Source organism: Salinivibrio sp. AR640 (assembly GCF_001995405.1).
Classification (GTDB): domain Bacteria; phylum Pseudomonadota; class Gammaproteobacteria; order Enterobacterales; family Vibrionaceae; genus Salinivibrio; species Salinivibrio costicola.
The window spans coordinates 1-20,466 of the sequence record NZ_MUFD01000026.1 but is presented as its reverse complement, the minus strand read 5'-3'; the positions used below and the strand labels follow the sequence as shown (position 1 = coordinate 20,466).

The window sequence follows — 20,466 nt, the reverse complement described above, 5'->3', positions numbered from 1 at the left end:
AGAGTAAAAACAGAAGCTGAAAATGGAGGCAGGATGGGCGAAAAACCTAGACTAAAACAGGTAGTGACAAGTGTCGTCGCTGCTTTGTTTGGGGTGCAATCACAACGCAATCGCGAGCGAGATTTCGGCTATGATTCACCGGCAATTTATATCATTACCGGCGTTATCATGATCGGACTCGTCATTGGCGCGCTGCTGGTGATCGTGAGCTGGTTGACGTGAGCGCTTGAGGCAACAGCGCTTAAGGCGTGGATGGCTGAGGGGAAAAAAGTGCCAATAGCTCATCCACCTTATTACGACCATTGCCATTACGGCTGATGGTACGCTTAACTTTCACCACATTAAAACTCGCACCACGATATAAACGGCGTGTATAGGGCGTATCGTGATTGGAGATTAATACCGGCACCCCTTGGGCCAACGATGCTTGCTCAGCATGCTCAGCCAGCAAGGCTTGATCATCCAGCGTAAAACCATTGGTGGCGTAGGTGGTAAAATTCGCCGTAGCAGTTAAAGGCGCGTAAGGGGGATCGCAATAAATCACTGTCCCTTTCGTCGCCCGAGCAAAACTCTCCCCATACCCTTCACATACAAATTCCGCACGCTGGGCCTTTTCTGCAAAGATCGCGAGCTCTTTTTCCGGAAAATATGGCTTTTTGTACGACCCAAATGGGACATTGAAACCGCCTTTTTTATTGTACCGACACAAGCCATTAAAGCCGTGACGATTCATATACAAAAAGTACAGCGAACGCAAATAAGGGTCTGTGGTAAGGTTAAACTCCCGGCGGACATCTAGATAGCGCTCTTTTTGGTTGTACTCTTGGCAAAAGAAGACGCGCGCATCCGCCACAAAACGCAACGGCGTTTGCTTAATAATATTGTATAGATTGATAAGATCTGGGTTGATGTCAGCCAGAATGTAATGTTCGTAATCGGTGTTTAAAAATACCGATCCAGCACCGACGAAGGGCTCGATAAGCGTGTTCCCTTCGGGAAGATGACGACGAATGTCATCGACTAGCGAGTATTTACCACCAGCCCACTTTAGAAACGCGCGATGCTTTCTCATTGCCCCTGATCTATCTCTGCGGTGTGAAAAGGGGCGGATTGTACCCTATTTTGGCTCATCAATCAGCGGATTTTACTGCCCATTTGCGCGGTTGATTTCACGGTGAACCTGACTAAAAGACTTCACAAACGGCTGCAGCGCCCGCAGATTATCCGCCAATGTCAGTTCCGCACGACGCGCATCCGTGACGCTGGCATAATCACCCAGTAACACCATGTACCAGTCAGCATTGTTGCGTTGGGTTTGATATACCTGAACCCGATCACTCAGTTGGTAGTTAGCGATAAAGTCTGTCGCATCTTGACGCGAACGCAAGGCTGCAAGCTGCAGGGCATAACGCTGGGCAGGTACATCAAGCAAAGCTTGCGCGTCAAAAGATAAGCGATCATCACTGGCCGCTGTCGACGCTGTCTCTGTAGATGCTGCCTCTGTAGACGGCGAGGCGGCGGTATTTTGCGATTGCGCCAGATCTGAGGGCTCATCCGGTGTCGCGGGCGCAGGAATCGCTTGGTTAATCTCGCTAGCAAGTGGTTCCTCAACCGCCTGGGTGCCATCGCCACCGGCATCTTGTTCGTTAATAATGGCGTCGACAACATCATCAGGTAAAACCACTCTCTGGCCCGCATCATTGCGACCGACGGTTAACCCCTCACCGTTGACTTCCTGCGGTAAATTCGCCTGATCATCGGTCACCGCTGCATTCGATCCCGCTACGGTGTCGGTTTGATCCACTGCCGAGTTGCTATCTTGGCCCGTCTCTTGCCCATCAAGGGTTTGTGGGTCAGTGGTCGCTTGCTGCTCGTTGAGCAAATCATCCAAGTTTTTTAACCCGTCAGGGAGCATTGTCTCAGCCGACGAGGCCTCATCTTGACTCGGAAAAGCCCACCAGATCGCACCGGCACCCACAATCATCAGCACCACGGCCAACAGCAGCATTAAAAAGGGTTTATTATTTTTCGCGGGCTTTTTATTGTCTTTACTCACAGCGCCTATCTCCTGATTGTCCTTTCCCATGATGGTGCCGGGGTAAACGGTTTGATTAGCAAGCTTGGCTAACCACTGTTTTTTACCCGCTGCATCAATACGTTGCGTGACGGCTAACACATCGATGAACATCTCTTCTTCACCGTCATTAAGCGGCGAGATCTCGAGCTCCAGCGGCTTTTGGTCGTGCCCGTAAGACACCTGACGTAGCCACTTGTTCAACTTTCCTGGCAAGGCAAAGAGTACAACATTAATCCGCCAGTGTGCTTGATGCTGTGCATATTGCACCAACGCCCATAGCTCAGACAGTAATCCAGGAGTCAGCCGATGCGCATCATCAATCACAATGAGTGCATCACACCCAGCCCCGTCAAGCATCATCGTCAAGCTATCTAACAGCGGATCCGCTTGATTAAAAACACCGTCTTTGACAATTTGTCGCAGCAAGATAGCGCGACGTTGGTCATCGCTTTGTGCCGTATGGCACGCGAGTAAGGCATGAACATGGGCATCCGCCCACTGCTCCATGTAGCGCTCACTTAACCAGGTTTTACCCGCCCCATCAGGCCCGGTGACTTGGATCAGATTCGCGCTAAATCGAGTGATAAATTGCAGTCGAGAAAGGAGCTGGGTTTGGCTTTCCAGATCCAGAGCTAGCGTATCAAACGTGTCTGTCATGCATTCAATGGTTAACCGGCATCAATCACATCAGCGATTAGCTGGTGTGGAACATCTGCAACCACTTGAGCCTGGCCTATCGCTGTTGGTAAAACCAGACGCAACTGTCCTGAAAGCACTTTTTTATCACGCATCATGTGCTTAATAAAAGCATCGTAGTCCATTTCACGGGGAGCCTGCACGGGAAGATGTGCACTTTGTAACAGGGCCGTGATGCGAGTAACCGTTTTTTCATCAATCAAGCCATGCTGGCACGCCGTTTGTGCCGCCAACACGGTTCCAGCCGAGACCGCTTCACCATGAAGCCAATTGCCGTAGCCCATTTCGGCTTCAATCGCATGACCAAACGTGTGCCCCAAATTCAACAGCGCGCGTACGCCTGTTTCGGTTTCATCTTCGGCCACCACATCGGCTTTGATTTGACAACAACGCCTTATCGCGTAAATCAATGCATCAGGAGAGAGCGCGGTCAGCGCCACCATTTCACTGTCAAGCCAATCAAAGAAAGGGGCATCGGCAATCACACCATACTTGATCACTTCTGCCATCCCCGCAGCAAACTCACGACCGGACAAGGTGCTTAGCACCTGCGTATCAATCACCACCGCTTTGGGTTGATAAAATGCGCCAATCATGTTTTTGCCAAGAGGATGATTAATTGCTGTTTTCCCACCGACGGACGAATCGACTTGCGACAGTAATGTCGTGGGAACTTGAATAAAATCAACGCCGCGCTGGTAACAAGCACTGGCAAATCCAACAATATCGCCAATCACGCCGCCCCCGAGGGCGACGAGCACGACATCACGGTTATAATTATTTTCTAAAAGAAAGGTGTTGATGGTGTTAAACGTTTCGAGCGATTTATACGCTTCACCATCAGGCAAGCTAAGGCAGGCTACATCAGTTGCGCCTGCCCGCTGAAGGGTTGAGACCAGAGTGGCGCTATAAAGCGGCATCACTGTCTCATTGCTAATAACAGCAACCCGACGGGAATGGACGCCCTCAAACAGGCTCGCATCTGCTAACAGCCCTTCACCAATCGAGATAGGGTAGCTACGTGCCCCTAAGTTAACGTCTATCCGTTCCATGGTCGGGTCCTGTGGTCGGTTATTGCTGCTCTAAGAGCGCCATGATTTGATTTGCCACCACTTTAGCGCTTTGATCATCAGTTCGTACAACGTAATCCGCTATTTCTTGATACAAAGGATTACGTTCTTCTGCCAATGATTCCAGCACTTCACGTGGTTGGTCAGTTTGCAACAATGGTCGTTTCTTATCGCGTTGGGTACGTGCGAGCTGCTTTTCGATGGTGGTTTCCAAATACACCACCACCCCACGAGCAGAGAGGCGATTACGGCTTTCTTTGCTCATAATCGAGCCACCGCCAGTCGCGAGAACGATACCTTGCTCTTCAGTGAGGTCGTTTATCACGTTTTCTTCGCGTTTACGGAAACCTTCTTCACCCTCAACGTCAAAGACCCATGCAATGTCTGCTCCAGTACGATCTTCAATCACTGAATCAGAATCATAGAATTCCATGTGAAGTTGCTGAGCGAGATGACGACCAATTGTGCTTTTACCAGCCCCCATAGGGCCTACCAAAAAGATGTTTCGTTTTTCAGCCATTTTAAGCAATTTTACGCGCGGTTAAATAAGACAACACCGCCCGCAGGCTTAATGTAAAAAGCCCGAGGCGCCAATTCCTCACAGATATTTCGTGATCAGATTAAAAATTATCTCAGGACAGTGACCCCTTTGGCAACACCTAACCTACCCTGTGACGATTTTAGGGGTCACAAAGATCAGAAGTTCGCGTTTTGCATGGTCTTTTAACTGATGTCGAAACAAACCTCCGAGCAAGGGAATATCTCCAAGGAGAGGCACTTTGGTTTCTTTGTTGATCATCGTGTGCTGAAAAATGCCACCTAAGACCACAGTTTCACCATTCCGCGCCAAGACTTGGGTATTGATCCGTTTGGTACTGATCGACATCGCCTCACCTTTTCCGGCCACGACCGACTTTTCCGGCATATCTTGGGTCAGCTTTAAATCCAGCACCAAGGTATTATCCGGCGTGATCTGAGGCGTGACCGACAAACTCAACACCGCTTTCTTAAAAGAGACGGCCACCGCCCCACTGGAAGAGGCTTCCAAATACGGCAGCTCTGTCCCTTGTTCAATATAGGCGGCTTTTTTGTTGGTGGTGATTAATCTTGGGCTCGAGACCACTTCGGCTTTTCGTTCGCTCTCGAGCGCAGAAAGCTCCAAGTCGAGCAGTAAATCGTTGCCTAACTTAGCCACTTGAAAGGCCATGCTCGAGGCAGAAGGATTGACTGCAGCTAAATTAACATTGAGGAAATCACCAATACTGCTCCCCTCACCGGCGGCTTCATTTAGGCTATCAGGACCTTGCTGCGCCAAATCGCTATCCCACATGATATTCCCTTCGACCGAGGATCCCACCGTGGTTGAGCCGTTGCGATTCAAAAGCCCCCAACGTACGCCAAGCTCGTCGACCGAGCCTTGCTCTACCGTGACAATACGCGCTTCGATTTCCACCTGCTTAACCGGCACATCGAGGTGCTGAACCAAGGTGCGGATACGATCAATGTTTTTGTCAATATCGCGAATGATGATCGCATTGGTCCGCTCATCCAGCGACACCGCCCCCCTTGGAGATAACAAGCTCACGCCTTGCGTTTGACCGCGAATTAATGCGGCTACCTCACTGGCTTTGGCGTAATTCACGGTGATAACCGCCGACGATAGCGGCAACAAGGTTTCTGCTTGCTGCGCCATTTCCAAATCCTGTTTTTCTTGCGCCATCAGCTCTCGACGAGGGGCAACAAGCATCACCTCGCCACGTTGACGCTTGTCCAGCCCTTTCACTCTTAAGATAACCTCTAACACGTCTTGCCAAGGCACACCGTCAATCCGCATGGTGATATTGCCCTGAACACTGTCTGAGGTGACTAAATTAAACTGATTTTGCTCAGCAATCAGTTGGAGTACAGCGCGAACTGGAATGTCTTGGAAGTTGATCGAAATCGGTGCATTCGGATCAAAGGATGCAGCTGTCGTCGGTTCGGTGGCTTGTATGGTTACCACTAATTGTTGTTTTTGTTGATGGTAATCAAAGGCGATCGCTTGCGCCGCTTGCAGATAAATTTTTGCGTGTCCAGAGGATTGCGACACATCGATCGCAGTAATTGCTGAATCCCTGTCTTGGGTATCGATCCGCTTCATTAATGACGGTTTAATCGTTACCTGCGGTAATCGGATATGGAGTTGATCGGCGCTCGGCTGACGAAAATCCGCCATGATCGCAGGGCTGTCGAAGCCCAAAATCAGTTGTGCCTCTCCCTGAGCAGAGCGGGTTAACTGTAACTGGCTCAAGGTTGTCATCTCCGCAGCCTGAGCGGACGCGCCCATAAAACACACCAGGATCAGCGCCACGCGCACAAGCGACCACGGTATAAGGGTATATCGGGCGTTATACGCCGCGAAAATCATCATAACAGTTATCCTTTACGACAGGTTAGGTTCGATTGAAAGCGTCACGGTCCGTTGCTGCCAGCATCCTAAACCATCAGGTAGTGCCTGGTTTATCGCGACATGATCACGCGTCACCGCCATCACTCGGCCGTGGTGTTCACCAAGCCGGTCGCCACGTGCGACTTGCTTGACCATCCCATTCGGCAAAGCAATGAGTGCCTGTTTTTGCCCCCCTTTAGTGAGGCTTCCTTTCATTTCAAGTTGTGTTAAAGGTAAGGTTGAAAGCGGACTGTCACGCCAATGCAAGGCCGGTTGCCAGCAATCACCAGGAGACATCCGTTGTGGGTCTGCTGCGACCGATAAAACAAATGGATCGCGCGTTTCTTTTGCAAAGGGGACAGGTTGATAAACACTAGGCGGCGGCATGCGTGTCGCGGTAACCGTCGCTTGCGCTTGCACCTGGCGCATAAATTGATGAATGTCATCATCCGTTTTTTGACAACCACTCAAGATCACGATCAACACAAATACACTGGCTCTTAACATGACGCGTCCTAGTTTGTGGGTTGATTGAGCGCGGGGCGGCCGGTATAGCGATACGTCGTCGCAGACACCGAAAATTGCAATGGCGCTGCAGACGGCGGCTGTTCGGCCTCGCGCGCGAGGACAAAGTCCTGCAATGACACTAAGCGAGTCATCGCGGCAATATCGGCACTGAACGCGCCAATATCTCGATACTGGCCTTCAAGCACAATGTTGATTGGAATGGCGTCTAGCCAGCTTCCTTGCTTTCTCGGCTGCCATGCGAGCGTTTCAAACTGCAACTGGTGACGCATCCCCACCTCGTTCACACCAGCCAGCAGGCCCGCGAGCTCTTCTTCCTCAGGCAATTGCTGAATCAGTCTTGCGTAGCGTTGATTAAGCGTCTCTATTTGCGCCTGGACATCGGGTAACGCAGCCACCTCATGCGCTAACTGTCGATAACGTGCTTTCAGGTGAGACTCTTGCCGGTGAGCATCAAGCAAGGTCGCTTGATTTGGCTGTCCAGCGCCTAACCAGCCGACATACCCCATTACTATCAGTAAAGCACCCCATAAACTCAGCTTTACCGACCAAGGCGCAAACGGTAGTCGTCGCCACTCCCATGCCATCGAATCCATCACTGTTCGTCCTCCTCGCGCTCCGGTAATTGGGGGGAAACATAGTGTGTCAGTGAAAAGCTCAGTCGAAACCGTTTATTGGGCCCGACGGTGTGATCACCCGTCACTACGGTATCGATATCGAGCCCCTCTACCGCTTGCTGCGCTTCCAACGCGGCCAGCAAACGCGCGAGCTCTGCGTTTGAATTCACCCACCCTTCTAAACGGATATGGCCTTTTTGTTGTGCCAACCGGGTTAAATAGGCACCAGCAGGCATCACCGTCGGTATAAAGTTGAGCACCTCAGTGACATTATTACGCTGTCTTTGCAGTTGATTGACCAACCCGAGCCGTGATTGCAAGGCGCGACGTTTAGTGTCTTGTTGCTCAAAGCGCACTAAGGTTTGTTTAAACTGCGTGATGCCTTGTTCAAGTTGTTGATTACGGTGTTGCTGCCCCGCTATCTGATAATGCTGCCACTGGATGAATCCCATCCCGATGATCAGTGCGCTCCCCACAACCGCAAGGGTTTGCAGGATAAAATGGCGTGCCTGTCGACGTTGCACTTGCGCGCGCCAGGGGAGTAAGTTAATCCTCATGAACCGCTCGCTCCTCGGAGCGCAAGCCCAAGCGCCGAGCAAGCATGAGGGCTTAGAGAGGGCGCGCCAAAGGGTTCGCCAGGTTGAATAAACACACGTTGGGCAGATGAGGGGCAGAGAATGTCGCTGGGCCAGTGACCGCTTAGCCATAAGGTTGAGATAGGCACCGCGTGTTCGCTCTCCACGCGTTGATAGGCATGATCCAAATGTTGTTGTAGAACGCGAGAGGATGCCGTTGCCTCGCCTTCTGAGCCAGATCCTCCTAGCGGCATTGCGACGGTCAAAGATTGTTGGTACAGCCCGCCATCGGATAACGCGCGCACCGCCGTCAACTTGCCGGCATCGAGATGTAGCCATAGCGGTGAAGTCTGTGGTTGGTAGTGACCTATCAACGCATCATAAACTGCTTGCAGCCCATGCTGCTGCGTATCGACAACACTTACCTTTAATCCCACGTCTTTCAACGCCGAAAGTATTGGCGTGAGTGTCTGTTGGCGACAGGCCACTACCTGGTACTGCGCCTGTCCTGGCTGATGGTTCAACGCATGCTGTTTGGTGAAATCGAAGAAAAGACCACTAATTTCCATATTGAGCGCCATGCCTAATGCTTGTCCGACCACGGCTTCCTGCTCGAGAGGATCATCCACATCGGCTGCCATCAGGGTCTTACTGATCACGGTGTCATCCTCAACGCCTACCACCACACTCGGTGACAAACGTTGATACCAGGACACTCGGCTCAATAGTGTGTCTTTGAGCGTTTTCATCGTGGTTGTCAGGGTGTCTTCATCACCAGCGGTCAAGATATGATGCCCGGAAACCTTGAAGGATGAAGGGGACGGGCATAGCGCAATCGCGTGGCTTTCCGTTTGGCCCAAAGCGATACCTAAAACTGCCGAACTTGGAATCATTTCGTGTTAGGCTCCAACGTCAGAGTAAGGTCAGTATTTACAAAACTGTCCTCATCACGGGTTATTTTTTATGCTGGTGCCTTTATACTACTCACGTATGATTATTAAACGGCTAAACGGCAACGAAACGGGAAATCTCAGGTGAAGTTCATAAAGCGTTTGCTTATCTTTGCACTGGTTTGCACAGTGCTTGGAGTCACAACAATCTTTGGGTTTTACCTTTATGTGAAACCCGACCTCCCCGATGTGGCGACATTGCAAGATGTTGAGCTACAAACTCCGATGCAGGTCTATAGCGCAGATGGTGAGTTAATCTCGCAATTCGGCGAAAAACGGCGTATTCCAGTCAAACTCGAGGATATACCTCAACCTATGATTGATGCCTTAATTGCCACCGAAGATAGCCGCTTTTATCAACACCCAGGCATTGATCCTATTGGTATTGTTCGTGCCGCGGCGGTTGTCGCCATGTCTGGCAGTGCCAAGCAAGGGGCCAGCACCATCACCCAACAGCTAGCACGAAACTTCTTCCTGACCAACGAAAAGCGAATTATGCGCAAGATAAAAGAAATTTTTATCGCGGTGCATATCGAACAATTGCTCAGTAAAGAAGAGATCCTTGAGCTCTATTTCAACAAAGTCTTCTTGGGGTATCGCTCTTATGGCGTAGGGGCAGCCGCACACGTGTATTTTGGCAAAACCTTAGATCAACTGACCTTAAGCGAAATGGCCGTGATCGTGGGGTTACCCAAAGCGCCCTCCACCATGAACCCACTTTACTCGCTTTCACGCTCAACCGAGCGACGGAACGTAGTGCTCGGCCGCATGTTGAATGAGGGCTACATTTCTAATGCGGAATACCAGCAAGCGAAAAATGAGCCTATTGTCGCCAGCTACCATGGCGCCGAAATAGAGCTCTCAGCACCTTATGTTGCTGAAATGGCTAGGGCTTGGGCGATTGAGCAGTTTGGCGAAGACGCCTATACCTCAGGGGTACGTATTTTCACCAGTGTGGATGCGGATATGCAGCGCGCGGCCAATCACGCCGCCATAGAGAATATCCTCGCCTATGACCGACGCCATGGTTTTCGTGGCCCAGTAGCCACGCTTTGGCAAGCACCTAGCGAACGCTGGCAACATCAACGTATTGTTGATCACCTTGCCAAGCAACCCAGTTACGGCCCCTTGGAGCCTGCGGTCGTGACCGATGTAAAGGCACAATCGGCTCAGGTTGTCGGCCCTAATGGTCGTGATATCGAGCTGCCTTGGAAAGGACTCGACTGGGCGCGCCCATACATTACTGATAGCCGTCAAGGGCCGGCCCCTAAACGCGCTGATGCGTTCCTCGCCAGTGGCCAACAAGTGTTTATTCGTCGCGTCAATGACAGCTGGCATTTGGCGCAAGTACCTACCACCAATACGGCCTTAGTTTCTATGTCTCCGTCAACGGGGGCAATCAAAGCCTTGGTCGGTGGGTTTAACTTTGTCCACTCCAAGTTTAACCGTGCCACACAGTCAGTTCGCCAAGTGGGCTCAAGTATCAAGCCCTTTATTTACTCGGCGGCAGTCAATGAGGGAATGACGCTAGCCAGCCTTATCAATGACGCGCCCATTAACCGTTGGGATCGCAGCCAAGGGGTGGCATGGCGTCCTAAAAACTCACCGCCACGCTATGCCGGCCCGACGCGCGCACGATTGGGATTAGCCCAGTCGAAAAACGTCATGGCGGTGCGTGTCCTCCGTCGTGTTGGCTTGGACGATACCTTAGATTATCTGACTCGCTTTGGCTTTAAACGTGATGATCTCCCTCGCGCTGAAGCGATTGCTCTGGGGGCAGGCAGCTTAACCCCCGTCGAAATGGCACAAGGGTTTAGCGTATTTGCCAATGGTGGCTACTTTATGGGGCCTTTCATCATCGATCGGGTAGAAACGCCCTTCGGTGAGGAAATTTATCGTGCCAACCCACCGGTTATATGCGACCACTGTGAGCGCAAACCGGAAAAAGCTGACCCGTTTAATGAGCAAAACTTATTGACGGACAATGGTAATGACCAACCAACACCGAGCAATGCCAAGCAAGTGATTGATGAACAAAATGCCTTCTTAGTGCGCGAAATGATGCAAAGCAACATTTGGGGCGGCGGCGATTGGCGTTATGGCACCGGTTGGAACGGCACGGGCTGGCGCGCTCAAGCGCTTAAACGTCGCGATATCGGCGGTAAAACCGGGACCACCAATGACTCAAAGGATACTTGGTACACTGGCTATGGCCCAGGTATCGTCACCACGGTTTGGGTTGGCTTTGATGATCATTCGCGTGAACTCGGTCGCACCACTCGTAATGCTAATTTAGGCGACGAGCGTCAACCGATTTATGGGGCGGAATCTGGCGCGAAAACCGCAGAACCTGCTTGGATTGACTTTATGCAACAAGCTCTCGCTGACGTGCCAGAGCAAAATAAAGTGGTGCCGTCCGGCATAGTCAAAGTACGGATCGATCGCGAGACCGGACTGCTGACAAGAAAAACCGATCATACCTCGATGTTTGAGTACTTTATCAAAGGCACCGAGCCGACAGAATATGTATCGGATCAGTCTGATGGCAACATTTACGAGTCCAGCACGGAATCCTTGTTTTAACTCGATAAACGCTTAAACCACAACGCCCACATCCGTGGGCGTTGTCACCTCAATGCCAGTATCTTGTGTTAGCGGTGATTTAAGCCGCTCCTTATCGCGGTCATCTGGCCACCAATGGCGTCCGCAAGCTGTTCATATCGTCCTCGTAACGGTGATCCAGGGCGATAATCGAGCGTGATTTGTCGCGACGGCGTCGGTGACGTAATGGGGATATACACCACACCATCGCGTTTATCGGCAGGCACGGACAGCTGAGGCAATAAGGTAATCCCACTTCCTGCGGCCACCATGTTGCGTAACGTTTCTAGACTGGTCGCGCGGAAACGTTGATCCTCTTGCGCACCGACTTTAAAACAAAAGCCCATGGCTTGATCGCGCAAACAGTGGCCATCGCCCAGCATCAACAAGGTTTCCCCGTCTAACACATCAAGCGCAACTTCAGCACATTCCGCCAACCGGTGCTTTTCGTTGACCGCAAGCAACATCGGCTCATCATAGAGTGGCAGCTCTTTAAGGTGCTGTGTTTCTTCGACAGAGGCTAGGATAACGCAATCGAGCTTGCCTTCTTCCAACTGCTGAACCAGTTGCTGGGTTTGTCCCTCATGAATAAACAGCTCTAAATCTGGGAAACAATCTCGCAGCATCGGAATGATTTTGGGTAATAGATACGGCCCCACGGTGGGAATAAAGCCAATATGTAGGGGGCCGGTCATACTTTCACCTTGCTCACTGGCCAATTCGGTTAAAATTGTGACTTCCCGCAATACGTTACGTGCTTGCTGTACTAACCTCATACCGGCATCGGTGAACAAAACCCGACGACTGGTACGCTCAAGTAAGCTGACGCCGAGTTCATCCTCCAGTTTACGAATTTGGCCACTCAAGGTCGGCTGGCTGACAAAGCAAGCCTCAGCGGCTTTGCGAAAATGTCGGTGTTCAGCCAACGCAACCAAATACTCCAAGTCACGAATGTTCATCGTTGTCTCTTCTATAGGGGATAACTATCAAAACCATAGCATCAAGCGATTAGAGCTATCAATCTTATTTAGCAATACTAGACCCATCAAAACACAGCGAGTCACTTCTCGCTTAACAACTTTAATTGAAAACAAAAGGAACGATTCATGACAGCAACCAAAGAAGGCCAGCCAGTACCACAAGTAACCTTCCGCACTCGCGAAGGCGATCAGTGGAAAGACGTGACCAGCGATGACATCTTTGCCAACAAAACCGTCATTGTGTTCAGCCTGCCAGGCGCGTTCACCCCGACGTGTTCTTCTTCGCATCTGCCACGCTATAACGAGCTGTTCCCTGTCTTTCAACAACACGGCGTTGATGACATCGTTTGTGTCTCGGTCAATGACACCTTTGTAATGAACGCATGGAAAGCCGACCAAGATGCTGACAACATCCATGTACTACCTGATGGTAACGGTGAATTCACCGATGGCATGGACATGCTGGTCGACAAAAATGATCTTGGCTTTGGCAAACGCTCATGGCGCTACAGCATGCTGGTGAAAAACGGCGTGGTCGAAAAAATGTTTGTTGAGCCAAACGAACCAGGTGACCCGTTCAAGGTCTCTGATGCCGACACCATGCTGGGCTATATTGCTCCTGAGCATAAACTGCAAGATTCGATCACCGTGTTTAGCAAGCCAGGCTGCCCATTCTGTGCCAAAGCAAAACAAGCACTGATCGATGAAGGACTTCAGTTCGAAGAAATTATCCTCGGTAAAGATGCCACCACGGTCTCTTTACGCGCAGTCACCGGCCGTGCCACGGTGCCACAAGTATTTATCGGTGGCCGTCACATCGGTGGCAGCGAAGAGCTCGACACTTACCTAAACCAGTAATCCGCTGTTTGGGCGGCAGCCTTGCCGCCCGTTATTTTCCCAGGAGAAAGCAATGAAAACATTAACGGTTGATGTGGCTGTGATTGGTGGCGGGACCGCCGGACTCGGTGCCTATCGCGCGGCAAAAGCACAGACAGATAGCGTGGTGATGATTGAAGGCGGCCCGTATGGCACCACCTGTGCACGTGTTGGCTGCATGCCATCCAAACTGTTAATTGCGGCCGCCGAAGCGGCGCACCATATCGATAAAGCGCCCGGTTTTGGTGTCTACCCAGGCGGAAGTACCGAGATAAATGGTCGTGAGGTAATGGATCGGGTTAAACGCGAGCGTGATCGCTTTGTCGGCTTTGTATTGGAAAGTGTCGACGACATCCCCGCTCAAGACAAAATCGATGGCTATGCACGTTTTGTCGATGATCATACCTTGATGGTTGACGATCACACCACTATCCATGCTGACCGCATTGTGATTGCGACCGGCTCACGTCCGAGCTGGCCAGAGGCCTGGAATCACCTCGGTGATCGTTTGGTGGTCAACGATGATATTTTCGAATGGGATGACTTACCTGAATCGGTTGCCGTGTTTGGTCCGGGCGTGATTGGCCTTGAACTGGGTCAAGCGTTACACCGCCTCGGTGTCGAGATGACTATGTTTGGCGTCGGCGGCCAAGTGGGTCCACTCACCGACCCAGATATCATGGCATATGCGGATAAAACCTTCAGCGAGGAGTTTTATCTCGATGCCGATGCCAAGGTTGAAGAGATGATCCGTGAAGGTGATAAGGTCCAAATCCGTTACCGCGACAAAAACGGCGAAAGCCAGTTGCGTTGGGTTGATTACGTGGTTGCCGCCACCGGTCGTCGCCCCAATGTCGACAAACTTAACCTTGACGCGACCAGCATCAAAGTAGACGCACGCGGTGTCCCAGTAGCCGATAGCTACACCCTGCAAACCACCGCAGCGCATATTTTTATTGCCGGTGATGCTAACAACCAAATTCCACTGCTGCACGAAGCGGCTGACCAAGCCAGAATTGCCGGTGACAACGCGGGGCGCGGCAAAGATATCCGTGCGGGACTGCGCCGTAGCAAGCTATCCGCGGTCTTCTCCGATCCACAAATTGCGATGATGGGCGAAAGCTATAAAGCAATTACCGATCGTCTCGGCACATGTGGCTGTTTTGAAATCGGTGTGGTTTCCTTTGAGGGACAAGGTCGCTCACGGGTCATGCTACGCAATAAAGGCTTATTGCATGTTTATGCCGAGCAAGGCACAGGACGTTTCTTGGGCGCAGAAATGATTGGGCCGAACGCCGAGCACTTAGCACACTTACTCGCCTGGGCTCACCAAAACCAAATGACCATTTCGCAAATGTTGGATATGCCCTTTTATCACCCAGTAATTGAAGAAGGGGTACGTACCGCACTGCGTGATGTCAACGCCAAACTCAAACTCGGGCCAGAGATGATCAAACACTGCATGGATTGCGGCCCAGGCTGCTAATTCACTGTCCTTTTCGCCGAACGCTCGGCGCTTTACAGGCAATGCCTGTTGCTTCCCCAAGCACTTGCTTACCTTTTGCCCTCCTTCGCGGAGGGCTTTTTTGTATCCAACGACTCACTGCGCCACAATGGCGTACCGCCCTCACTGACCAAGAGAGCCCATATGGCTTGTAAATATTGTCAATCTGGCATTTGGAAGCAGAAGTTAGGACGCTGCACGCGTTGTATGACCCAACTTGCTGTCATTTCTGCCATACTTTGGCCGTTTTGGTGGTGGGCCTATGCCGACACGCCACGGCAAGTTGAATCGATCGCATTACTGTTCGCCGCTGGCACTGCCAGCGCGCTGCTGCTGCTTCATTTGCTGATTTATCCGTTTCGGCGCAACAGAAAGCGGCCCTAAAGCCGCCCCACACTTTTTTACTCAATCTCTGCATGTGAGAAGGTAGAGATCGTCGCCGGCCCCGCAATGTTATAGGTCAGAGCCACTTCATCACAGGCGTGGAAGCGCGGACAGATTTCACAATCTTTCATCACTTTCTCTGGCAATTGCGATTTCGACACTGAGGTAAAGCCCAACTGGGTGAAAAACTCGGGCACCCGGGTGAGGACAAAGACTTGCTCAATCGCCATTTGCTTGGCTTTTTTAATCAAGTGCATCATCAACGCCGTGCCGTGTCCTTGGCGCTGCCAGCCCGCTTCAACCCCTAAGGAGCGAATTTCTGCCAGCCCTGAGTCGTAAATATACAGCGATCCGCAGCCGGTCAAATCCCCTTGATGCTCAGATACTGCAAACAGGCCAATATTACGCACTAATTCATGACGGTCGCGCGGTAAGTTCTCCCCCAATTTCGCCCAATACACCACCATGCCTTCAATGGTATCCAAATCGGTGAGCCGCGCCGAGCGCACCGTGACTTTGGGGGTAAAGCGCTTATCCAAGCGCTTTTGCGCTTCTTGAATAGCAAAGCTGACCTGCTCAGGTGCCACCCCTCCCAGTGCCCGACGTTGGGCCAGGCAGGATTCAATCGTGAGCATGGCATACACATCATCTTCAATCACCGGTGAGAATTGCTGCAAGGTTTCTAGCGGCAGCGCTTCCAGCGCACACCCTTGCTCAATGGCTGACACCACCGCCACGCCAACAATATGGTGGGCTTCACGGAACGGGATCCCTTTGCTCACCAAATAATCGGCCAGCTCGGTCGCATTGGCATGACCTTGCTGCGCCGCTTGCAAGGTTTTGTCTTTATGGATGGTGATGCCTTCAAAGCACAGGGCCGCCATGTCTAAGCAGTCATGCCAGGTGTCCATGGCATCGAATAGCCCTTCTTTGTCTTCTTGCATGTCCTTGTTGTAAGCCAGCGGCAAGGCTTTCACCGTCATCATCATTGCCGACAAGGAACCATACACCCGACCCGTTCGACCACGTATCAGTTCTAACGCATCGGGGTTTTTCTTTTGTGGCATCAGCGACGAGCCTGAGGTGACAGTATCCGCCAGCTCGATAAACCCGGACTCGCCCGAGTTATAGAAGATCATGTCTTCGGCCATCCGTGACAGATGCAACATCGACATGGATGCAGCAGACATCATCTCCATCACATGATCGCGGTCCGAGACCGAATCCAAACTATTACGGGTAGCCCGTTTAAATCCCAGGTTTTGTGCCAAGGCATCGCGATCAATCGGGTACGCGGTGCCTGCCAGCGCCCCCGATCCGAGTGGGCAGGTGTCCAAGCGACTAAGCGCATCTTGCAAACGCGTGGTATCACGCTCAAACATCTCCAGATAGGCCAGACACCAATGGGCAAAGGTCACCGGTTGTGCACGCTGCAAGTGGGTGTAGCCAGGCAGCACGGTACCATGGTGCTGACCCGCCACATCCACCAGCTGCTGCTGAAGCTTATCGAGAGACAGCAAGATTTGCTGGCCTTGCTGGCGACACCACAGCTTGAGATCCGTGGCCACCTGATCGTTGCGCGAGCGTCCGGTATGCAGCTTTTTGCCCAAATCCCCGACTTTATCGATCAGTTGCTGCTCAACCCAGCTGTGAATATCTTCGGCCTCTGAGTTTAAGATCTGCTCAGGGTTTTCCATCACCGACAGCTTGAGCTCATTGAGCGCGAGCTCCAATTGCTGTTGCTCGTCATCACTCAGCACGCCCACTGAACGCAAGGCTTTCGACCAAGCAATGGAGCCCACAATGTCTTGCTCTGCTAAGCGATAGTCAAAGCGCAGCGAATCATTAAACGCTTGAAACCGTTTGTCTGCTGCTTGACTAAAGCGTCCGCCCCATAATGCCATGCTGTCTCTCCTTACTGCTCACGATGCTTTTTTAATTAGGATTGTTTTTGTTTGTTCAGTGTCCGAATCCGGCTCGACAGCGAATACAAACGGATAAAGCCTTCGGCGTGGCTGTGATCGTAGACGTCATCATCACCAAAAGTGGCAAAGTCTTCCGAGTACAAGCTATTGGTCGAGCGCTTTTGTACCACCGTCGCTTGCCCTTTATAGAGTTTGATCACCACCTCGCCCGTTACCGGCGCGGCAAGGGAATTGGCCGCGGCAACAATCGACTGACAAAGTGGCGTAAACCAACGCCCATCATAAATCAGGTGAGAGGCTTTTAAACCGAGCTCCTCACGGAACTGATAACTCTCTTTATCTAGCACCAATTGTTCAACGCCGCGCAGCGCTTCCATGATGATGGTGCCACCCGGGGTTTCGTAGCAGCCGCGGGATTTCATCCCCACCAAACGGTTCTCAACGATATCAATCCGTCCCACGCCATGTTCGGCACCTTTGTCATTCAATAGCGTTAGCACGTCATAAGGCGACATGGATTCACCATCGACCGAGACCACTTCCCCGCTTTGTACTCCCAAGATGACAAACTCGGGCGTATTGGGCGCCTCTTCCGGCGCGACAGTCCATACCCAGCAATCTTGGTTGGCCGCCGTCCAGGTATCTTCTAACACGCCGCCTTCGGTTGAGACGTGCCAAGCATTGGCATCACGTGAATAGATTTTCTCAAGGCTCGCCGTGCACGGAATATCACGGGCGGCCAAGTAATCGAGCAGGGCTTCACGACTGGTGAGATCCCACTCACGCCAAGGCGCAATCACTTTCAGCTGCGGCGCCAGCGCGGAGAAGGTGCTCTCAAAACGGACTTGATCGTTCCCCTTTCCGGTACAGCCGTGGCAAAGCGCATCCGCGCCGACCTCGAGGGCGCACGCGACCTGCGCTTTGGCAATGATAGGACGCGCCATCGAGGTGCCAAGTAGGTACTTGCCTTCATACACCGCACCGGTTTTCAGGCTGGGATAAATATAATCCGCTACCATTTCGTGTTTTAGATCGGCGATAAAACACTGTGATGCCCCCGAAGCGAGCGCTTTTTGCTCAATGCCTTCGAGCTCTTGTTCGCCTTGACCGACGTCGGCGACAAAGGCGACGACTTCACAGTCATAGTTTTCTTTTAGCCAGGGAATGATGGCCGAGGTATCCAATCCACCCGAATAGGCCAGTACCACTTTGTTGACTTTGCTCATCTTGCTCTCCTTAAATCATGATGCGACGGTTTGAGTAGCGTCGTTATACGTCTTATTAACTGGCGCTAAACCGGGTGCCGATTTGCTGGCCATCGAATAATTGGGTGAGTTTTTCTGGGTAACGCCAAGTGGCAATCTCCACCGGTTTACCCAGTTCGCGGGCGGCGGCAAACGCCGCGTTGACCTTGACCACCATGCCATCGGTGATCACGCCTTTTTCTATCAGGTGTTGCGCATCCAGCTCGGTCAAACAGGGCAGTAGATGGCCTTTGCCATCCAATACACCACTGACATCCGACAGCAGCACTAGCTCCGCCCCGAGGGTAGTAGCCACCGCGACCGCTGCTTGATCGGCATTAACGTTCATCAGCTCACCTTGGTCACTGATGCCAATCGAGCTAATAATGGGGACACAATCTGCGGCCAGTACCGCCTGCAGCAGGCTGGGATCGCCGGCGCTGGCTTCTCCCACCGCACCCAGCTCAGGGTCCAGCTGGCTGACCTGACACAGGCCACCGTCGGCCAAGCTCAAGCCACAGCTTTTAATGTTTGCTTTACGTGCTTGGGCTAACAGCAACTTGTTTGCTGTCCCTGCCAACGCACCGGTGACATAATCAATCTGGTCGGCGGGCGTGACCCGTAAGCCTTGGTTTTTGACACTGGTGAGGTTGAGCTTTTTGAGCAGATCATCGACCAAGTAACCGCCACCATGCACCAGCACTAACGGGCGCTCCGCCTCACTGCGATAGGTATTGATCGCGCCGAAAACCTTGGCGAGGGTCTCGCTGCAGCTCAGTGCCGCGCCGCCTAATTTAATCACTAATGGCGTTTTCATCCGTTTCTCCTAGACAATCGCGGTAGTTTCGGCAAAGCCAAACTTCAGGTTTAAACACTGCACGGCTTGGCTGGCCGCGCCTTTAAGTAAATTATCAATCGCACTGGAGAGGATCAGATGCCCATGCGCGGCCTGATAGCCAATATCGCAAAAGCCGGTGTATTGCACCGCTTGTAGCTTGGCCACCTCGCCGGCTGGGAGCACCCGTACCAGCGGCGCCTCTTGGTAGGCGTGAGTGAGTGCCTGCCCCACCTCCGCCTCACTAACATCTGGTGCTAATTTGGCGGTAATGGTGGCAAGAATGCCGCGTTTGTAGCTGCCAAGGTGCGGGGTGAAAATCACCGGCGTATCAAGGTGTGTGGCAATCTCTGGCTGATGACGATGAGAAAACACCCCGTAGGCATGCAGGCTCACTTCGCAAAAACTGTTGGTCAGACTCGCTTTGCGCCCCGCGCCCGTCACGCCGCTGGTAGCATTAATCACCGGCCACATTTGTTTATCCAACAAGCCTGCATCCAGCACAGGTTTGAGCGCTAATTGACTAGCGGTGGGGTAACACCCAGGTACGGCGACCAGCTGCGCTGCTTGCAATGCCTCACCCTGCCACTCGGCCAAGCCATACACGGCTTGCTCAAGCCATGTCGGCGATTGGTGCGCAAAACCGTAGTGTTCGGGATAAAAATCGGCTTGATTGACCCGATACGCCCCCGACAAATCAAACACCACGCAACCTTGAGCCAGAAAAACCGGCGCCAATTCATGACTGACCGCATGCGCGGTGGCTAAAAACACCACATCGGCTTGTTTAGCCACCGCCTGTGGCGACGTCAACGGAGAGAGTGGCATATCCACCACGCCACGCAGTTGCCCGTGCAACGCGCTCACAGGACGATTAGCGTCTTCACTGCCTGCCGAGACATATAAACCGGCCAAGTGCAATTGCGGATGGCGATGGACAAGGGCGACAAGCTCGGCTCCTGTGTAGCCACTGGCACCGACAATAATGGTGTTAAGTGTCATGGGTGTCTCTCTTTATGGATATTTAAGGCGTGCTGCGGCGCAGCAGAGTATCGAGGGCGTAGCGGATAGCCACGCAAAGCAGGCTAGCGTCGTCGAAGGGCAAGGATATTGTGTTTGGCGGTACCTAGTATCATGGTCGACTCATCTTAGAAAATATTTTTATTCATAAATAGTGAA

Annotated in this window: 19 protein-coding genes; 5 read left to right on the top strand and 14 right to left on the bottom strand. The window is 52.0% G+C overall.

Annotation, left to right across the window (positions count from 1 at the left end):
- Positions 1 to 33 precede the first annotated feature (33 nt).
- The gene (locus tag BZG75_RS12450) at positions 34 to 222 is read left to right on the top strand and encodes a DUF2970 domain-containing protein (protein ID WP_077461557.1); all 189 of its coding nucleotides are present in this window, start codon (positions 34 to 36) and stop codon (positions 220 to 222) included.
- 19 nt (positions 223 to 241) lie between these two features.
- On the opposite strand, the gene BZG75_RS12445 is transcribed toward BZG75_RS12450, so the two are convergent.
- The 9 genes from BZG75_RS12445 to pilM form a co-directional block, all read right to left on the bottom strand.
- Positions 242 to 1,072 carry a Dam family site-specific DNA-(adenine-N6)-methyltransferase gene (locus tag BZG75_RS12445; protein ID WP_077461556.1) on the bottom strand — a complete coding sequence of 277 codons (831 nt, stop codon included), beginning with the start codon at positions 1,070 to 1,072 and terminating at the stop codon, positions 242 to 244.
- Positions 1,073 to 1,144: 72 nt separating this feature from the next.
- Positions 1,145 to 2,734, bottom strand: coding sequence for an AAA family ATPase (locus tag BZG75_RS12440; protein WP_077577176.1), 1,590 nt, complete (start codon positions 2,732 to 2,734; stop codon positions 1,145 to 1,147).
- Positions 2,735 to 2,745: 11 nt separating this feature from the next.
- On the bottom strand, positions 2,746 to 3,825 hold the full coding sequence (aroB, locus tag BZG75_RS12435; RefSeq protein ID WP_077461554.1) for a 3-dehydroquinate synthase: 1,080 nt from the start codon (positions 3,823 to 3,825) through the stop codon (positions 2,746 to 2,748).
- Positions 3,826 to 3,844: 19 nt separating this feature from the next.
- Entirely contained in the window at positions 3,845 to 4,363 is a 519-nt protein-coding gene (gene aroK / locus BZG75_RS12430) for a shikimate kinase AroK (RefSeq protein WP_025739049.1), read from the bottom strand.
- Positions 4,364 to 4,507: 144 nt separating this feature from the next.
- The gene (locus tag BZG75_RS12425; protein ID WP_077461553.1) at positions 4,508 to 6,253 is read right to left on the bottom strand and encodes a type IV pilus secretin PilQ; all 1,746 of its coding nucleotides are present in this window, start codon (positions 6,251 to 6,253) and stop codon (positions 4,508 to 4,510) included.
- A gap of 12 nt (positions 6,254 to 6,265) precedes the next feature.
- Positions 6,266 to 6,778, bottom strand: a complete 513-nt coding sequence (locus BZG75_RS12420) for a pilus assembly protein PilP (protein ID WP_077461552.1) — start codon at positions 6,776 to 6,778, stop codon at positions 6,266 to 6,268.
- An 8-nt stretch (positions 6,779 to 6,786) separates the two neighbouring features.
- Positions 6,787 to 7,392 carry a type 4a pilus biogenesis protein PilO gene (locus BZG75_RS12415; protein WP_077461551.1) on the bottom strand — a complete coding sequence of 202 codons (606 nt, stop codon included), beginning with the start codon at positions 7,390 to 7,392 and terminating at the stop codon, positions 6,787 to 6,789.
- Positions 7,392 to 7,970 (bottom strand): PilN domain-containing protein, encoded by a 579-nt coding sequence (locus tag BZG75_RS15335; protein ID WP_158009988.1) that lies wholly within the window; start codon positions 7,968 to 7,970, stop codon positions 7,392 to 7,394. The genes BZG75_RS12415 and BZG75_RS15335 overlap by 1 nt, the downstream gene beginning before the upstream one ends.
- On the bottom strand, positions 7,967 to 8,881 hold the full coding sequence (gene pilM, locus BZG75_RS15235; RefSeq protein ID WP_108742921.1) for a pilus assembly protein PilM: 915 nt from the start codon (positions 8,879 to 8,881) through the stop codon (positions 7,967 to 7,969). Before pilM ends, BZG75_RS15335 begins: the two co-directional genes overlap by 4 nt.
- Positions 8,882 to 9,022: 141 nt before the next feature.
- Between pilM and BZG75_RS12405 the strand changes: the two genes are divergently transcribed.
- Complete coding sequence (locus BZG75_RS12405; RefSeq protein WP_077461549.1) at positions 9,023 to 11,521, top strand: penicillin-binding protein 1A; 2,499 nt, start codon at positions 9,023 to 9,025, stop codon at positions 11,519 to 11,521.
- A gap of 68 nt (positions 11,522 to 11,589) precedes the next feature.
- Here BZG75_RS12405 and oxyR read toward each other — a convergent pair whose 3' ends face one another.
- A complete protein-coding gene (gene oxyR, locus BZG75_RS12400) occupies positions 11,590 to 12,498 on the bottom strand; it encodes a DNA-binding transcriptional regulator OxyR (RefSeq protein ID WP_077461548.1) in 909 nt (302 codons plus the stop codon).
- A gap of 147 nt (positions 12,499 to 12,645) precedes the next feature.
- Between oxyR and BZG75_RS12395 the strand changes: the two genes are divergently transcribed.
- The 3 genes from BZG75_RS12395 (at position 12,646) to BZG75_RS12385 (ending at position 15,283) form a co-directional block, all read left to right on the top strand.
- On the top strand, positions 12,646 to 13,377 hold the full coding sequence (locus tag BZG75_RS12395) for a glutathione peroxidase (protein ID WP_077461547.1): 732 nt from the start codon (positions 12,646 to 12,648) through the stop codon (positions 13,375 to 13,377).
- A gap of 52 nt (positions 13,378 to 13,429) precedes the next feature.
- Entirely contained in the window at positions 13,430 to 14,881 is a 1,452-nt protein-coding gene (locus BZG75_RS12390) for a dihydrolipoyl dehydrogenase (protein ID WP_077461546.1), read from the top strand.
- 162 nt (positions 14,882 to 15,043) lie between these two features.
- Positions 15,044 to 15,283: a DUF3624 domain-containing protein gene (locus BZG75_RS12385; protein WP_077461545.1), complete on the top strand. Its 240-nt coding sequence runs from the start codon at positions 15,044 to 15,046 to the stop codon at positions 15,281 to 15,283.
- A 17-nt stretch (positions 15,284 to 15,300) separates the two neighbouring features.
- Here BZG75_RS12385 and argH read toward each other — a convergent pair whose 3' ends face one another.
- Genes argH through argC form a run of 4 tightly spaced genes read right to left on the bottom strand, consistent with a single transcriptional unit; the run spans position 15,301 to position 20,289 of the window.
- Complete coding sequence (argH, locus tag BZG75_RS12380; protein ID WP_077461544.1) at positions 15,301 to 17,187, bottom strand: argininosuccinate lyase; 1,887 nt, start codon at positions 17,185 to 17,187, stop codon at positions 15,301 to 15,303.
- Positions 17,188 to 17,222: 35 nt separating this feature from the next.
- On the bottom strand, positions 17,223 to 18,434 hold the full coding sequence (locus BZG75_RS12375; RefSeq protein WP_077461543.1) for an argininosuccinate synthase: 1,212 nt from the start codon (positions 18,432 to 18,434) through the stop codon (positions 17,223 to 17,225).
- Between the two features lie 55 nt (positions 18,435 to 18,489).
- Positions 18,490 to 19,269, bottom strand: coding sequence for an acetylglutamate kinase (gene argB / locus BZG75_RS12370; RefSeq protein WP_077461542.1), 780 nt, complete (start codon positions 19,267 to 19,269; stop codon positions 18,490 to 18,492).
- Between the two features lie 9 nt (positions 19,270 to 19,278).
- Positions 19,279 to 20,289 carry an N-acetyl-gamma-glutamyl-phosphate reductase gene (gene argC, locus BZG75_RS12365; protein WP_077461541.1) on the bottom strand — a complete coding sequence of 337 codons (1,011 nt, stop codon included), beginning with the start codon at positions 20,287 to 20,289 and terminating at the stop codon, positions 19,279 to 19,281.
- Positions 20,290 to 20,466 lie beyond the last annotated feature (177 nt).

What these genes read in the sequence shown, in the direction of transcription:
- BZG75_RS12450 (WP_077461557.1), top strand. Translation starts at nt 34, where the DNA reads ATGGGCGAAAAACCTAGACTAAAACAGGTAGTGACAAGTGTCGTCGCT.
- BZG75_RS12445 (WP_077461556.1), bottom strand. Translation starts at nt 1,072, where the DNA reads ATGAGAAAGCATCGCGCGTTTCTAAAGTGGGCTGGTGGTAAATACTCG.
- BZG75_RS12440 (WP_077577176.1), bottom strand. Translation starts at nt 2,734, where the DNA reads ATGACAGACACGTTTGATACGCTAGCTCTGGATCTGGAAAGCCAAACC.
- aroB (WP_077461554.1), bottom strand. Translation starts at nt 3,825, where the DNA reads ATGGAACGGATAGACGTTAACTTAGGGGCACGTAGCTACCCTATCTCG.
- aroK (WP_025739049.1), bottom strand. Translation starts at nt 4,363, where the DNA reads ATGGCTGAAAAACGAAACATCTTTTTGGTAGGCCCTATGGGGGCTGGT.
- BZG75_RS12425 (WP_077461553.1), bottom strand. Translation starts at nt 6,253, where the DNA reads ATGATGATTTTCGCGGCGTATAACGCCCGATATACCCTTATACCGTGG.
- BZG75_RS12420 (WP_077461552.1), bottom strand. Translation starts at nt 6,778, where the DNA reads ATGTTAAGAGCCAGTGTATTTGTGTTGATCGTGATCTTGAGTGGTTGT.
- BZG75_RS12415 (WP_077461551.1), bottom strand. Translation starts at nt 7,392, where the DNA reads ATGGATTCGATGGCATGGGAGTGGCGACGACTACCGTTTGCGCCTTGG.
- BZG75_RS15335 (WP_158009988.1), bottom strand. Translation starts at nt 7,970, where the DNA reads ATGAGGATTAACTTACTCCCCTGGCGCGCGCAAGTGCAACGTCGACAG.
- pilM (WP_108742921.1), bottom strand. Translation starts at nt 8,881, where the DNA reads ATGATTCCAAGTTCGGCAGTTTTAGGTATCGCTTTGGGCCAAACGGAA.
- oxyR (WP_077461548.1), bottom strand. Translation starts at nt 12,498, where the DNA reads ATGAACATTCGTGACTTGGAGTATTTGGTTGCGTTGGCTGAACACCGA.
- BZG75_RS12395 (WP_077461547.1), top strand. Translation starts at nt 12,646, where the DNA reads ATGACAGCAACCAAAGAAGGCCAGCCAGTACCACAAGTAACCTTCCGC.
- BZG75_RS12390 (WP_077461546.1), top strand. Translation starts at nt 13,430, where the DNA reads ATGAAAACATTAACGGTTGATGTGGCTGTGATTGGTGGCGGGACCGCC.
- BZG75_RS12385 (WP_077461545.1), top strand. Translation starts at nt 15,044, where the DNA reads ATGGCTTGTAAATATTGTCAATCTGGCATTTGGAAGCAGAAGTTAGGA.
- argH (WP_077461544.1), bottom strand. Translation starts at nt 17,187, where the DNA reads ATGGCATTATGGGGCGGACGCTTTAGTCAAGCAGCAGACAAACGGTTT.
- BZG75_RS12375 (WP_077461543.1), bottom strand. Translation starts at nt 18,434, where the DNA reads ATGAGCAAAGTCAACAAAGTGGTACTGGCCTATTCGGGTGGATTGGAT.
- argB (WP_077461542.1), bottom strand. Translation starts at nt 19,269, where the DNA reads ATGAAAACGCCATTAGTGATTAAATTAGGCGGCGCGGCACTGAGCTGC.
- argC (WP_077461541.1), bottom strand. Translation starts at nt 20,289, where the DNA reads ATGACACTTAACACCATTATTGTCGGTGCCAGTGGCTACACAGGAGCC.